Raw genomic sequence first — 13,870 nt, 5'->3', positions numbered from 1 at the left:
CGTGACGACGCCGCGCCGGCAGGTGCAGTCAGGCGCCGTCTGCGCCTTCGACGCCCTCGATGCCCTCGGCCTCATCGATGCCGTATCCGAAACCGGGCCGGACGCCCGAGGCCGTGATCTCCTGTCCGAACCGGTCGTGGAAGCGCCACTGACCACGGGTGCGGACGATCGTGATCTCGCGGGTGTGCACGAGGTCGTGGTGGTGCCAGCACAGCAGGACACCATGCTCGACGTCGGTCGGTCCGTTGTCCCGCATCCACTGCTGGGAGTGGTGGACCTCCCCGAACGCGGGGGGCTCGTCGCAGCCCGGGTACTGGCAGTGTCCGTCCCTGGCGTGGATGGCCCGCGTCATGTGGGCAGGGTGAATCCGTTGTTCCCGTCCGACGTCGAGGACGGTGGACTCCGGTCCGAAGATCACGCGCATGAACGACGATCCGCACGCGAGGCGGGCAAGCATCGACGGCGGGATCGGCGTGCCGTCGGCCAGCCTCGCCGGCTCCGTCCCTTGGAGGACGTCGTGATCGATCGCCGTCGATATGACGTGATCGTCCCCAGGCTCCCACGCCTGCATCCACTCGCGTGCGCGATCGGACAGGTCGAGCTCCGACGACGCACCCGGCCCCCGGTCGAGGGGGAGTCCGAACGCATCGACCAGATTGCCGTGAGGATCGTCGAGCACGGGCGCGCCGTCATCGCCCTCCCGGCCGCCCGGGACCGGATCGGCTCCGGGAGGCCAACCGCCGGGCGGATCGGTGCCTGGTGGAGAGTCGCCGGGCGGATCGGTGCCCGGTGGAGAGTCGCCGGGCGGATCGGTGCCCGGTGGAGAGTCGCCGGCGGGATCGGTGCCTGGTGGAGAGTCGCCGGCCGGATCGAGCCCGGCCGACATGCCGGCGCTCGGGCCCGCATCCGGGTTGTCATGTTCGAGCGGGCGATCGTCGACGCATCGGGGACCACCAGGCGCGGTCAGGGTCGTGCCGGCGGCGACGCCCGAGATGATCCGGTTCGGCGGGAGCCGACGAGCGACCTCGCGGCTGCCGTTGAGCCCGGTCCTCGCGGCCCATCCCGCCGTGGCCGCCTCCGGCGGGATCACCGAGCCGGTCGCCGCAGCCAGCGCCTGCATCGTCTCCAGGCTCACCGTGACGGTGATGTGCGGACGCACCTTCGCGCCCGCCTGCTGCAGCCCGGCATCGAGCGACTGGTGCGCGAGTGCGACAAGAGCACCGGCGCGGCGCTGAGCGGACGTGCGGTCGTCGTCCGCACCCTTGCGGCCCGCGTGCGCCGCGAGAGCGGTCGTCACGACCTGTCCGGAGAGCTCGTCCAACCACCCCGCCACGTGGTAGCCGTCAGTGGTGGGGCTGATCGTCAGCTCCTCGCGCGCATCGGCGTCCCGCCATGCCTTGCCCGCTCCTTCGGGATCGGCGCGCACCTTCCAGGCGGCGACGAGCTTCGCAAAGTCCTGGGCATGCATGAGCTCAGCCTGCTCGACGAGGTACTCCTCCCCCGGCTCGCCGTAGGTGAGCTGGTGGCGCAGCGTCGAGGTCGACTGGGTCTCCCGGACGAGGATCGCGGCGTGCTCCGCACTGATGCGCCCGGCCGCGAGCGACGCCCGCGCACGCGGAAGGTGGTCCCGGAGCACCCGGGCCTGCCGCACCCGCCGGCCGGACTCCGCGGCGTTCGTCCCCGTCCGGTCCCGCAGCCACACCTTGAACGTGCGCTGCCCGTCCAGCGCCCACATCCCGTCGGACTCCACCTTGGCGGTCACCGCCGCCCGGGCAGCGACAACTCCACGCTCGACCTGTTCGACCAGATCAAGTGCCGACATCGCCTCGGCCTGATTCAGGTCCTGCCATCGGGCGCCCGCCAACTCGTCGACCAGAGCGGCCAGCTCCTCGAGGACCGCCCGTGGCCCGCCCCCTGCTGCGCCGTCCGGCGCATCGGCCGCGACCGGCGCCTCGTGCATCTGCCGTTCGTCGTCGGAAGGGACCGAGCCGGGCACTGCCACGTAGGTCGGAGGCTCGTCGAGTCGTGCCACGCGACCGGGCCCACCGGTCCGCTCGACGCCCGCTCTTGAGCCGGGTCCGAGCTCGTCCTCGGGGGACGCCGACAGAGGCTCCCCCACTGCCGGGTATCCGTGAGTGGGATCTCCACCGGCCGGGCCTCGGTGCGCAGCGCAATCCGCCGAGCGGTCTCCCGCTGCCACGGCGGCACGTTCGGCGAGCCAGGCCTCGATCTGCGCCGACAGGACACGCTCGAGCACGGAGGATGCAGAGTCCGGCACCGCGCCGTCGATCGTCGTCGTGCTTCCGTGCACTGCCCCCACCCCCTCGTCCTGACCTACCACCCAACATACTCGAACATCTGTTCGAGCGCAAGAGGTGTTGCGTCGCGCGTGGGGAAGCGTCGGGCCGCGACTAGCCGGCGATGCGCGAGCGAGGCTCCACCGGAACGAGCACGCGACCACACGCCCACGCAACCACCCACACGCCCCACATCCACCACCTCCCCCGTCAGCCCCACCCGGGGCACCGGCACCGCTTTCCACGTCGGACCCACCCCTGTGAGCATCCGCGCATCGTCGGGGGGTCCGCGCGACCCCCACCGCCGGGCATGCCACTCTTGAGCCCATGCAGCACTGGCCAGGCCACCCTTATCCCCTCGGGGCCACGTTCGACGGCGCCGGCACCAACTTCGCCCTCTTCTCGACGGTCGCCGACCGGGTCGAGCTCTGCCTCGTCGACGACGACAACTCCGAGGTCCGCGTCGACCTGACGGAGGTCGACGCGCACGTCTGGCACGGTTACTTCCCCGGCGTCCGCCCCGGTCAGCGCTACGGCTTCCGCGTGCACGGCCCCTGGGAACCCTCCCGCGGCCTGCGCTGCGACCCGACCAAGCTCCTCCTCGACCCCTACGCCAAGGCGGTGGACGGGCAGATCGACGGCCACCAGTCGCTCTTCTCCTACGACTTCGCCGACCCGAGCCGGTTCGCCCCGCAGGACTCGCTGGGCCACACGATGGTCTCGGTCGTCGTCAACCCGTTCTTCGACTGGGGCAACGACCGTCCGCCGGGCCACGAGTACCACGACTCGGTCATCTACGAGACGCACGTCGCGGGACTCACGCGCCTGCACCCCGACGTCCCCGAGGAGCAGCGCGGCACCTACGCCGGTCTCGCTCACCCCTCGATCATCGAGCACCTCACCTCGCTCGGCGTGACGGCGGTCGAGCTCATGCCGGTCCACCAGTTCGTCCAGGACCCCCACCTGGTCGAGCGCGGGCTGTCCAACTACTGGGGCTACAACACGATCGGGTTCTTCGCCCCGCACAACGCCTACTCCTCGCAGGGCAGCCGGGGCGAGCAGGTCGACGAGTTCCGGACCCTCGTCAAGGCGATGCACGAGGCGAACATCGAGGTCATCCTCGACGTCGTCTACAACCACACCGCCGAGGGCAACCACATGGGCCCGACCCTCAGCTTCCGCGGCATCGACAACCCGCAGTACTACCGGCTGGTCCACGGCGACGAGGCGCACTACTTCGACACGACCGGCACGGGTAACTCGCTGTACATGCGCAGCCCGCACACGCTCCAGCTGATCATGGACTCGCTGCGGTACTGGGTCCAGGAGATGCACGTCGACGGGTTCCGGTTCGACCTCGCCTCGACGCTGGCCCGCGAGCTTCACGAGGTCGACAAGCTCTCCTCGTTCTTCGACATCATCCAGCAGGACCCGATCATCTCCCAGGCCAAGCTCATCGCCGAGCCGTGGGACGTGGGCGAGGGCGGCTACCAGGTCGGCGGTTTCCCGCCCCTGTGGACCGAGTGGAACGGCAAGTACCGGGACACGGTGCGCGACTACTGGCGCGGCGAGCCCGGCACCCTCGGCGACCTCGCCTACCGGCTGTCCGGCTCGTCGGACCTCTACGAGCACTCCGGCCGCCGCCCCGTGGCGTCGATCAACTTCGTCACCGCGCACGACGGCTTCACGATGCGCGACCTCGTCAGCTACCACGAGAAGCGCAACGAGGCCAACGGCGAGGACAACCGCGACGGCGAGTCGCACAACCGGTCGTGGAACTGCGGGGTCGAGGGACCGACCGACGACCCTGCCGTCAACGCCCTGCGCGCCCGCCAGCAGCGGAACATGCTCACGACCCTGCTGCTCAGCCAGGGCGTGCCCATGATCTCCCACGGCGACGAGATCGGCCGCACCCAGGGCGGCAACAACAACGTCTACTGCCAGGACAACGAGACGTCCTGGGTGGACTGGGACCTCGACGACGACGCACAGCATCTCCTCGGGTTCACCCGCGAGCTCGTCGAGTTCCGCCTCGAGCACCCGGTGCTGCGCCGCCGCCGCTTCCTCACCGGCGAGCCGCTCGCCGAGTCGCCCGACGGCCTGCCCGACCTCGCCTGGTTCGCCCCCGACGGCGCGCCGATGGCGGACCACGAGTGGGGCGGCGACAACAAGACGATCGTCTGCTTCTTCAACGGCGAGGCCATCGCCGAGCCCGACTCGCGCGGCGAGCGCATCGTCGACGACTCGCTCCTCATCGTCCTCAACGCCTCTCACGAGGACGCCCTCGTCACGCTGCCGCTCGCGGAGTGGGGGCCGACCTGGACGGTCGCGCTCGACTCCGCCGGGGAGCGCGCGCAGCTCGGCGAGCTCGTGGCCGGGTCCCAGATCACCGTCGTCGCCCGGTCGACGCTCGTGCTCCTCAGCCCGCAGGGCTCGCGCGAGGCGGCCCCGGCCGACGGCGTGGCACGCACCGTCACCGGTCGCATCCCGACCTCCCCGGCCTGGGCGGGCGGGCGCCGACAGACGGCGGTCACCGCCGACGAGCCCGACGACGCCGCCCTGCCCGACCCGGAGGAGCTGGCCGCCGACACCCCCGAGTGACCCGCGGGCACGTCCGCCCCGGGCCGGCCAGCACGTCCGTCCCGGATCGGCCAGCACGTCCGCCCCCGAGCGGGCAGACTGGGGTGACCGTCGACGACCCGGAGGACCCACGTGAGACCGGACATCGAGTCCACCGACAGCACGGCCGTCAGCACCACGGCCGACGACGACGCCCGGGCCGCGAGCATCGGGCACCTTCCCGGGCCCGGCCGCCGCACCCCGGTGAGCACCTACCGGCTCCAGCTCGGCGCCGACCTCACGTTCGACGACGTCGCCGCGCAGCTGGGCAACCTCGACACCCTCGGCGTCACCGACCTCTACCTCTCCCCCGTCCTCACGGCGGCACCGGGCTCGACCCACGGGTACGACGTCGTCGACCACACGACGATCTCCGCCACCCTCGGCGGTCGCGACGGCCTCGAGCGCCTCGCGGCGGCGGCGCACGAGCGCGGGATGGGCGTCGTCGTCGACCTCGTGCCCAACCACATGGCGGTGCCGACCCCCGTCTGGCACAACCGCGCGCTGTGGTCGGTCCTCACGCACGGTCCGGACTCCCCCTACGCGTCGTGGTTCGACGTCGACCTGTCCGAGGGCGGGGACGGCGTCCTCATGCCCGTGCTCGGCCGGCGGATCGGCGCGGCGCTCGCCGACGGGGAGATCGAGCTGACCACCGCCGTCGTCCCGGGGCAGGAGGAGGCGGGCGAGCAGCACGTCCTCACCTACTACGACCACGTGCTCCCGGTGCGAGCCGGCACCGAGCAGCTCCCGCTCGCCGACCTGCTCGACCGGCAGTTCTACCGGCTCGCCTACTGGAAGGTCGCCGACGAGGAGCTCAACTACCGGCGGTTCTTCGACGTCGGGTCGCTCGCCGCGATCCGGGTCGAGGACGACGACGTGTTCGACGCGACCCACGCGCTCCTCCTCGAGCTCCTCCACGGCGGGGTGATCGACGCCCTGCGGGTCGACCACCCGGACGGCCTCGCCGACCCGCGCGGATACTTCCGGCGGCTGCACGAGGCCACCGGCGGCGCCTGGGTCGTGGCCGAGAAGATCCTCGAGCACGACGAGGAGCTGCCCGGCGACTGGCCGGTGGCGGGCACGACCGGCTACGACGCGGCGTGGCGCCTGCACGGGATCCAGATCGACCCGTCGGGCCTGGCGACCGCGGGCGCCCTCATGCAGCAGATCGCCGGCGACTCCCCCGGCGACTACGACGCCGTCCGTGACGAGGCCAAGCACCAGATCGTCGACGGCTCCCTCTACGCCGAGGTCCACCGCCTCGCCACCCTGCTCTCCGACGTCTGCGACGACGACGTACGCCTGCGTGACCACTCGTTCCGACCGCTGCTCGACTGCGCGCGCGAGCTCGTCGTCGCGCTGCACCGATACCGCGCCTACGTCGTCCCCGGCGAGGTCGCGCCCCCGGAGTCCGTCGAGCTCGTCGAGCACGCCGCCGCGGCCGCCCGGGAGCGCCTGGACGCGGATCGTCACGAGACCCTCGACGTCGTCGTCGACCTGGTCCTCGGCCGCGAGGTCGGGTCCGCCGGCCGGACCCGGGAGGCGCGCCGCGACGAGATCGTCGTGCGGTTCCAGCAGGTCTGCGGCGCGGTGACGGCCAAGGGCGTCGAGGACACGACCTACTACCGCTGGACGCACCTCCTCTCCCTCAACGAGGTCGGCGGCGCCCCGCACCGGCCCGCGCTCTCCGTGGACGAGCTGCACGCCTGGGCCGGCCGCGCGCAGATGTTCTGGCCCGCCACGATGACGAACGGCTCGACCCACGACACGAAGCGGAGCGAGGACGTCCGCGCCCGCATCGGGCTGATCTCCGAGCACGCCGAGGCGTGGCGCACGCTCGTCACCCACCTGCGCGAGGTCACCGCCGAGCACCGCCCGCCGAACCTCGACGGCCGCACGGAGAACCTCGTGTGGCAGACGCTGGCCGGCACGTGGGGCCCCGAGGGACCGATCGCGGACGAGAGGCTCACCGACTACCTCCTCAAGGCCGTCCGCGAGCAGAAGACGTGGACCACGTGGACGGACCAGGACACGGCGGGCGAGGAGGCGCTCGTCGCCTGGGTCACCTCGGCGACCGGCGACTCCACCGTCCGCGAGGCGTTCGCCGGGTGGGTCGAGTCCACCGCCCACTCGCTGCGCACGTCGGTGCTGGCGACCAAGGCGCTCCAGCTCACCCTCCTCGGCGTGGCGGACGTCTACCAGGGCTCCGAGCTCCTCATGGACTCCCTCGTGGACCCCGACAACCGCCGGCCGGTCGACCACGACGCGATCGCGGCCACACTCGCCGAGCTCGACGCGGGCCGCGCCCCGGTGGGCCTCGGCGAGGAGAAGCTCTCCCTCACGGCGGCGGTGCTCCGGCTGCGCCGTCGCGTCCCCGAGGCGTTCGTCGGACCGCGGTCGGGCTACGCCCCGCTGCCGACCACGACGCAGCACGCGGTGGCGCTGACCCGCACGCTCGACGGCGAACCCCGGGCCGTCACGGTGGCCACCCGCCTGACCGAGGGCCTGCGCGCGCTCGGCGGGTTCCGCGAGCACACCGTCGTCCTGCCCGACGGGACATGGACCGACGTCCTGTCCGGGGCCCGCTACGAGGGCGGTTCCGTCCTGCTCGCCGATCTTCTCGCCGACCGTCCCGTCGCCGTCCTGGAGGCCTCCGCGTGACCGCCGACCGCTCCTCGCACCGCTCCGCCGGCAGCTCCGCCGGCGCCGGCACCACCGCCGACGCCGCTCCGGCCGCGCTCCCCCCGCTCGGGGACCGCGACGCCGCCACCGACGCCCTCGTGCGCCACCCGCTCGTCCCGGCGGTGTGGTCGCCGGGCGCGAGTGCGATCGAGCTGGTCGTCGAGGGTGGAGGTGCCGACCACCAGCCCGGAGCGACCACGACCTCCGACGACGACACCGCCGCGCGCACCGCTCTCACCCGCCGCTCCGGCGGCTGGTGGACCACGGACGCCCCGCTCCCGGCCGGCACGGACTACCGGTTCTCCCGCGACGGCGGCGACCCGGTCCCCGACCCCCGCTCCGCCCACCAGCCGGACGGCGTGCACGGCCCGTCCCGCCTGTTCGACCCGTCCGCCTTCACGTGGACGGACGCCGGGTTCGCCGGGGTCCCGCTGCCCGGGTCGGTGATCTACGAGCTGCACGTCGGCACCTTCACCCACGAGGGCACGCTCGACGCCGCGATCGCCCACCTGTCCGAGCTGGTGGACCTCGGCGTGACGATGGTCGAGCTCATGCCCCTCGCGGCCTTCCCCGGCACGCACGGCTGGGGCTACGACGGGGTCGGGCTCTACGCCGTCCAGGACTCCTACGGCGGGCCGGCGGCGCTCCAGCGCTTCGTCGACGCGTCGCACGGGCTCGGTCTCGGCGTGTGCCTCGACGTCGTCTACAACCACCTCGGTCCCGACGGCAACTACCTCGGCGTGTTCGCCGACTACGTGACCGACCGGCACGAGACGCCCTGGGGCTCGGGCCCCGACCTCGACGGCGAGCACTCGGCCGAGGTTCGCGCCTTCTTCCTCGAGAACGCGCTGCGCTGGCTCGACGACTTCCACGTCGACGCCCTGCGCCTCGACGCCGTCCACGCGATCGCAGACTCCTCCGGGTACCACCTGCTCGCCGAGCTGGCCGACCGGACGCACGCCCTCGGGCGGGACCTCGGCCTGCCGCGCACGCTCGTGGCGGAGTCCGACCTCAACGACGACTCGATGGTCACCCCGACCGCCGAGGGCGGCCGCGGCATGGACGCGCAGTGGGTGGACGACGTCCACCACGCCCTCCACGCGTGGCTCACCGGCGAGCGCGACGGCTACTACGTCGACTTCGGCGAGGGGGCGACGCTCGCCCACGCGCTCACGCGCGTGTTCGTGCACGACGGCGGGTGGTCGACCTTCCGTGAGCAGGACTGGGGCCGCCCGGTGGCGGACGACGTCGACGGCCACCGGTTCGTCGTCTTCTCCCAGGACCACGACCAGGTCGGCAACCGCGCCGTCGGCGACCGGCCGAGCGAGGCGCTGCCCGACGGCGCTCTCGCGATCTCCGCGGCCCTCGTCCTGCTCTCCCCCTACACGCCGATGCTGTTCATGGGTGAGGAGTGGGGCTCGCGCGCCCCGTTCCAGTTCTTCACCGACCACGTGGACCCGGACCTCGGCCGCGCGGTGAGCGAGGGTCGCCGCGCCGAGTTCGCCCGCCACGGGTGGGGCGCCGACGGCTCCGAGCCCGAGGTGCCGGACCCGCAGGACCCGGCCACGAGGGACGCCTCCGTCCTCGACCGCGCCGAGGCCGGCACCGAGCGCGGCCGCCGCATGCGCGCCTTCTACACGGCCGCCGCCGCGCTGCGCCGCGCCGAGCCGGACCTCGCCTCGGGCGACCGCACGGCGACCGCCGTCGAGACCGACGACGACGCCGGCTGGCTCCGCATGACGCGCGGCCGCATCGCGGTCGTCGCGGTCACGGCCGACGCGCAGGTGACGGTGCCGTTCGACGGGACGGCGTCGACCATCGCTGACGACTCCGGGGCCACGAGCGACGACGCGGCGACCACCGGCGCCGACAGCCCGGCCGCCGAGCTCCTGCTCGCGTGGGACCCGGACTCGACGAGCGTGGCGGACGGCGGCGTGACGATCGCGGGCCCAGGCGTCGCTGTCGTGCGGGTCCGCTGAGGCGACGCGGCCCGCACGGGTCGGGCCGTTCGTCGTCGTCGGGCGGGAGTGGCGGGCCCGTCCCCTCTCCGGGCGACCCTCGTCGTCGTCAGTAGTAGACGGCGAGCCTGCCGTCCGGGCCGTCGATGACCCGCACGGGGGTGTCGAAGACGCGGGTGAGGACCTCGTCGGTCATGATCTCCTCGGACGGGCCGAAGTCGCAGACAGCGCCGTCCTTCATCGCGCAGATGTGGTCGGCGTACTTCCCGGCGAAGTTGATGTCGTGCAGCACGATGACGACCGTGCGGCCCAGCTCGGTCGCCGCCCGGCGCAGGTGCTTCATCATCTGCACCGAGTGCTTCATGTCGAGGTTGTTGAGCGGCTCGTCGAGGAGCACGTACTCCGTGTCCTGCGCGAGGACCATCGCCACGTAGGCGCGCTGGCGCTGCCCGCCGGAGAGCTGGTCGAGGTAGCGGCCCTCGAGGTCCCCGAGCTGGAGGAAGTCGATGGCCTGGCTGACGAGTTCCTCGTCCTTCGTCGTCAGGCGCCCCTGCGTGTAGGGGAAGCGGCCGAACCCCACGAGCTGGCGGACCGTGAGCCGGGTGATGAAGTGGTTCTCCTGGCGCAGCACCGACACGATCTTCGCGAGGTCGCGGGACTTCGTGCTCGCCACGTCGTACCCGGCGATCTCGATGGCGCCGGAGTCCATGCCGAGCAGACGGCCGATCATCGTCAGCGTCGTCGACTTGCCGGCGCCGTTGGGGCCGACGAGAGCGGTGACGCCGCAGGCGGGGATCGTCAGGGAGACCGGTCCGATCGTCACCTCGGAGCTGTACTCCTTGCGGACGTCGTCGAGCGTGATCACAGGCGGCCCTTTCGCAGGATGACGACGAGGAAGACGATGCCGCCGACGAACTCGATGAGGATCGAGACGACGCCCGCGGCCGAGAAGATGTTGCGCATGACGAAGTAGGCGCCGGAGAGGACGACGAAACCGGTGAGTCCCGCCATCGGCAGCGTGTACCGGTGGTCGTGGGTGCCGGAGAACTGGTAGGCGAGCGTCGCCACGAGGAAGCCGAGGAACGTCATCCGGCCGATCATCGCGGTGGAGACGGCCATGAGGATCGAGACGAGAAAGAGCACCTTGATGATCTCGGCCCGGTGGTTGACGCCGAGTCCCATGCTGATGTCGCGGCCGAGCGCGACGACGTTGAGCCGTCGGGACCGCAGGAGGATGCCGACCGTACCGACCAGGCAGAGCGGGATCGCGAGCGGGAGGTAGCTCTCGTCGGCGTTCGTCACGGAGCCGAACAGCCGCGCGGTGAGGACGTCGAACTCGCTGGGGGTCAGCAGGCGCTGCATGAAGGTCGACACCGAGCCGAGTCCGGCGCCGATGATGATGCCGACGAGCAGCATGACCTGCAGGTTCGCGTACCTCCCCGACAGCAGCCAGCCGTAGAGGAACATCGCGAACAGCACCATGAGGGCGACCTGCAGGGCGAACTGGGGAACGCCCTGGACCGCGACGACGCCGGCCACGCCGAGGAAGTACACCGCCGAGGTCTGCACGGCGACGTAGAGGGACTCGAAACCCATGATCGACGGCGTGATGATGCGGTTGTTCGTCACCGTCTGGAACGCGACGGTCGCGACCGCCTGGCACGTGGCCACGAGGGCCATGACGACGACGTCGGTGGCGCGCATCTTCGCGATGATCCAGAACCGGTCGTCGGAGATCGGGATCGGGTTGTCGTAGGCCAGCAGGCCGAAGCCGAAGCCGAAGGACAGGACGATCATCAGCGACAGCACGAGCCAGTACCGCAGCCGCTGGCGGCCCGTCTGGAACGCGCCGGCCCTCCGCGGGGTGGTGCGGGCGGCGCTGCTCGCGGATCCGGGCGCGGCCGACGGCGCTGACGCGTCCACGGTCGGGCGTGCGGTGCGGTGCGCCGTCGAGTCGGTCGTCACGTCGTCCTTCCCGGTCGCGAGGGCGGTCGCGCCGGCGGTCGCGGTGCCAGGGGTCGTCGCCGCCTCAGCCACGGCGACGCTGCCTCAGGAGGAGCGCGATGAACGCGATCGAGCCGACCACACCGAGCACGAGCGAGACCGGCACCTCGAACGGGGAGATGATCGTCCGGCCGATGAGGTCGCACACGGTGACCACGCCGATGCCGAGCAGGCACACCCACGGCAGGTTGGAGCGCAGGTCGTCCCCCCGGATCATCGAGACGATGTTGGGGACGATGAGCCCGAGGAAGGGCAGGTTCCCGACGACGACGGTCACCACCCCGGTGGCGATCGCGACGAGGGTGGTGCCGAGCAGGATGATCCGGTTGTAGTTGAGCCCGACGCTCGTCGAGATCTCCTCGCCGAGGCCGGCCACAGTGAAGCGGTCGGCCACGACGAACACGGCGACGCCGACGAGCGCGACGATCCACAGCAGCTCGTACTGGCCGCGCAGCACCGAGGTGAAGCTCCCGGCGAACCAGACGCCGAGGTTCTGCAGCATGTCGGTCGTCAGCGCGACGAAGGTGGAGACGGCACCGATGACCGCGCCGAGCATGATCCCGACGATCGGGACGATGAGGGAGGTCGTGAGCGAGACGCGCCGCAGGAAGAGGAAGAAGATCATCGTACCGACGAACGCGAAGATGACGGCCCCGGTCATCCGGCCGAGGATGCTCGCGCCGGGGAACAGGATCATCACGGTCAGCAGGCCGAGGCCGGCCCATTCCGTGGTTCCCGTGGTCGTGGGCTCGACGAACCGGTTCTGGGTGAGCAGCTGCATGATGAGCCCGCACATGGCCATCGCGGCGCCCGAGAGGACGAGCGCGATCGTCCGGGGCACGCGGGTGATGGCGAACATGTCGACGTCCGTCGGGTTGTCGCCGAAGAGGTCGTACTCCCCCGTGAGCAGCGAGGCGACGAGCAGGAGCGCGACGACGACGATCCCGACGACGAGCGAGCGGTCGACGAGCCTCCCCCTCGTGCGCGCTCGGGGCGCGGTGGCGGTGGTGGTCATCTCGTCTCTCGTTCCTACGGACGTGCGGCGCCGGGCGGCGGCTGCGCCGGGCACGGGTCCGCGGTGGGCCGGTCGGACGGGCCGGCCCACCGCGGCGGGATCATCGGGGGTGGTCAACGCGGGATCAGGCCGCGCCCTCGAGCGCGTCCGCGAAGTCGTTGAGGAACTCGGTGTACGTCTGGATGCCCTCGTTCGTGTAGGTGTCCTCGGGCATGTAGACGATCTGCTCCTCCTCGACGGCCGTGACGCCGGCGAGGGCCTCGGAGCTCGTGAGCATCTCCTGGGCCGGGGTGTAGCCCTCCTCGTCGGCGCCGACGGCGGCGTCGCGGTCCATGACGAGGATCCAGTCGGGGTTCGAGTCGGCGATGGCCTCGACCGAGATGTCGTCGCCCTGGTGGTCGTCGGACGCGTCGTCGATCTCGAGGGCCGGCGTCAGTCCCGCGAAGTCGAAGACCGGGCCGAGGGTGCGGCCGACCGTCGGGGCGAGGTAGCCGATGTTGCCGCCGGAGGTGTTGACGGCCATGACCGTCTGCTCCGGGTCGTACGCCGCCGTCACGCGCTCGACGGCGGCCTCGAACTCCTCGACGAGCGTGGCGGCCTCGTCCTGGTGTCCGAAGATCTCCCCGAGCTGGGTGACCTGGCGGATCAGCTCCTCGTCGAACGGCTCACCGTCCCGCGGGTCGAGGTCGGTGACGAGGGCATCGGGCGCGAGCTCGGCGAAGTCCGCGGCGTACTGCGTGAACCGCTGGCCGTTGATGATGATGTCCGGGTCGGCGACGACGACGGACTCGAGGTCGGGCTCGCGGTGGCTGCCGAGGTCGACGATGTCGTCCTGGTTGGGGAACGACACCGTGTCGGGCATGAGGGAGACCGCGGCGGCGGTGGGCTCGATGCCCCAGTCGGCCAGCGTCTCGAAGCTGCGGTTGTCCGTGACGACGATCGACTCGGGAGCGGCGTCGAGGGTGTGCGTGCCGTTGTTGTCCTCGAACTCGATGGCGCCGCCCGCGGCGGAGTCGTCGGAGTCGGAGTCCGAGCCGGAGTCGGCGGAACCCGACTCGTCGGAGCCGGCGGCGTCGTCGGACCCGGCCTCGGACTCCGCGTCGTCGCCGCCCTCCTCCGGGGCCGACTCGGTCGTGGCGTCGCCGTCGGCGGACTCGCTCGTCTCGTCGTCGGAGGACGAGCAGGCGGCGGTCGCGAGCAGGGCGAACGCGGCGGTCCCGCCGATCAGGGTGCGGCGCAGGGTGGTCATGAGGTCTCCATCGTTCAGCGAAGCGGTCCCCACCAAGTGAGGTAAG

The 13,870-nt window shown here is 71.8% G+C and carries 8 protein-coding genes; 3 read left to right on the top strand and 5 right to left on the bottom strand.

The features are described from left to right. Positions 1 to 28: 28 nt before the first annotated feature. The gene (locus AC24FB_RS14695; RefSeq protein ID WP_487560349.1) at positions 29 to 2,311 is read right to left on the bottom strand and encodes an HNH endonuclease signature motif containing protein; all 2,283 of its coding nucleotides are present in this window, start codon (positions 2,309 to 2,311) and stop codon (positions 29 to 31) included. A 313-nt stretch (positions 2,312 to 2,624) separates the two neighbouring features. Between AC24FB_RS14695 and glgX the strand changes: the two genes are divergently transcribed. The 3 genes from glgX (at position 2,625) to treZ (ending at position 9,577) form a co-directional block, all read left to right on the top strand. Further along, positions 2,625 to 4,898 carry a glycogen debranching protein GlgX gene (gene glgX, locus AC24FB_RS14690; protein ID WP_425713382.1) on the top strand — a complete coding sequence of 758 codons (2,274 nt, stop codon included), beginning with the start codon at positions 2,625 to 2,627 and terminating at the stop codon, positions 4,896 to 4,898. Between the two features lie 111 nt (positions 4,899 to 5,009). Then, positions 5,010 to 7,577 (top strand): malto-oligosyltrehalose synthase, encoded by a 2,568-nt coding sequence (gene treY / locus AC24FB_RS14685; protein WP_425713381.1) that lies wholly within the window; start codon positions 5,010 to 5,012, stop codon positions 7,575 to 7,577. 119 nt (positions 7,578 to 7,696) lie between these two features. Continuing rightward, the gene (treZ, locus tag AC24FB_RS14680) at positions 7,697 to 9,577 is read left to right on the top strand and encodes a malto-oligosyltrehalose trehalohydrolase (RefSeq protein ID WP_425713495.1); all 1,881 of its coding nucleotides are present in this window, start codon (positions 7,697 to 7,699) and stop codon (positions 9,575 to 9,577) included. 88 nt (positions 9,578 to 9,665) lie between these two features. On the opposite strand, the gene AC24FB_RS14675 is transcribed toward treZ, so the two are convergent. The 4 genes from AC24FB_RS14675 to AC24FB_RS14660 form a co-directional block, all read right to left on the bottom strand. Next, on the bottom strand, positions 9,666 to 10,421 hold the full coding sequence (locus AC24FB_RS14675; RefSeq protein WP_425713380.1) for an iron ABC transporter ATP-binding protein: 756 nt from the start codon (positions 10,419 to 10,421) through the stop codon (positions 9,666 to 9,668). Then, the gene (locus AC24FB_RS14670; RefSeq protein WP_425713494.1) at positions 10,418 to 11,479 is read right to left on the bottom strand and encodes an iron chelate uptake ABC transporter family permease subunit; all 1,062 of its coding nucleotides are present in this window, start codon (positions 11,477 to 11,479) and stop codon (positions 10,418 to 10,420) included. The genes AC24FB_RS14675 and AC24FB_RS14670 overlap by 4 nt, the downstream gene beginning before the upstream one ends. 106 nt (positions 11,480 to 11,585) lie before the next feature. Continuing rightward, positions 11,586 to 12,575: an ABC transporter permease gene (locus AC24FB_RS14665; RefSeq protein WP_425713379.1), complete on the bottom strand. Its 990-nt coding sequence runs from the start codon at positions 12,573 to 12,575 to the stop codon at positions 11,586 to 11,588. 124 nt (positions 12,576 to 12,699) lie between these two features. Continuing rightward, a complete protein-coding gene (locus AC24FB_RS14660; protein ID WP_425713378.1) occupies positions 12,700 to 13,824 on the bottom strand; it encodes a siderophore ABC transporter substrate-binding protein in 1,125 nt (374 codons plus the stop codon). Between the last annotated feature and the right edge of the window lie 46 nt (positions 13,825 to 13,870).

Source organism: Georgenia sp. Z1344, assembly GCF_057652375.1.
The sequence above is the reverse complement of the archived record's forward strand: the minus strand, read 5'-3'. Positions and strand labels throughout refer to the sequence as shown.

Coding starts and splice junctions, on each gene's coding strand:
- glgX (WP_425713382.1), top strand. CDS start 2,625: ATGCAGCACTGGCCAGGCCACCCTTATCCCCTCGGGGCCACGTTCGAC.
- AC24FB_RS14660 (WP_425713378.1), bottom strand. CDS start 13,824: ATGACCACCCTGCGCCGCACCCTGATCGGCGGGACCGCCGCGTTCGCC.
- AC24FB_RS14665 (WP_425713379.1), bottom strand. CDS start 12,575: ATGACCACCACCGCCACCGCGCCCCGAGCGCGCACGAGGGGGAGGCTC.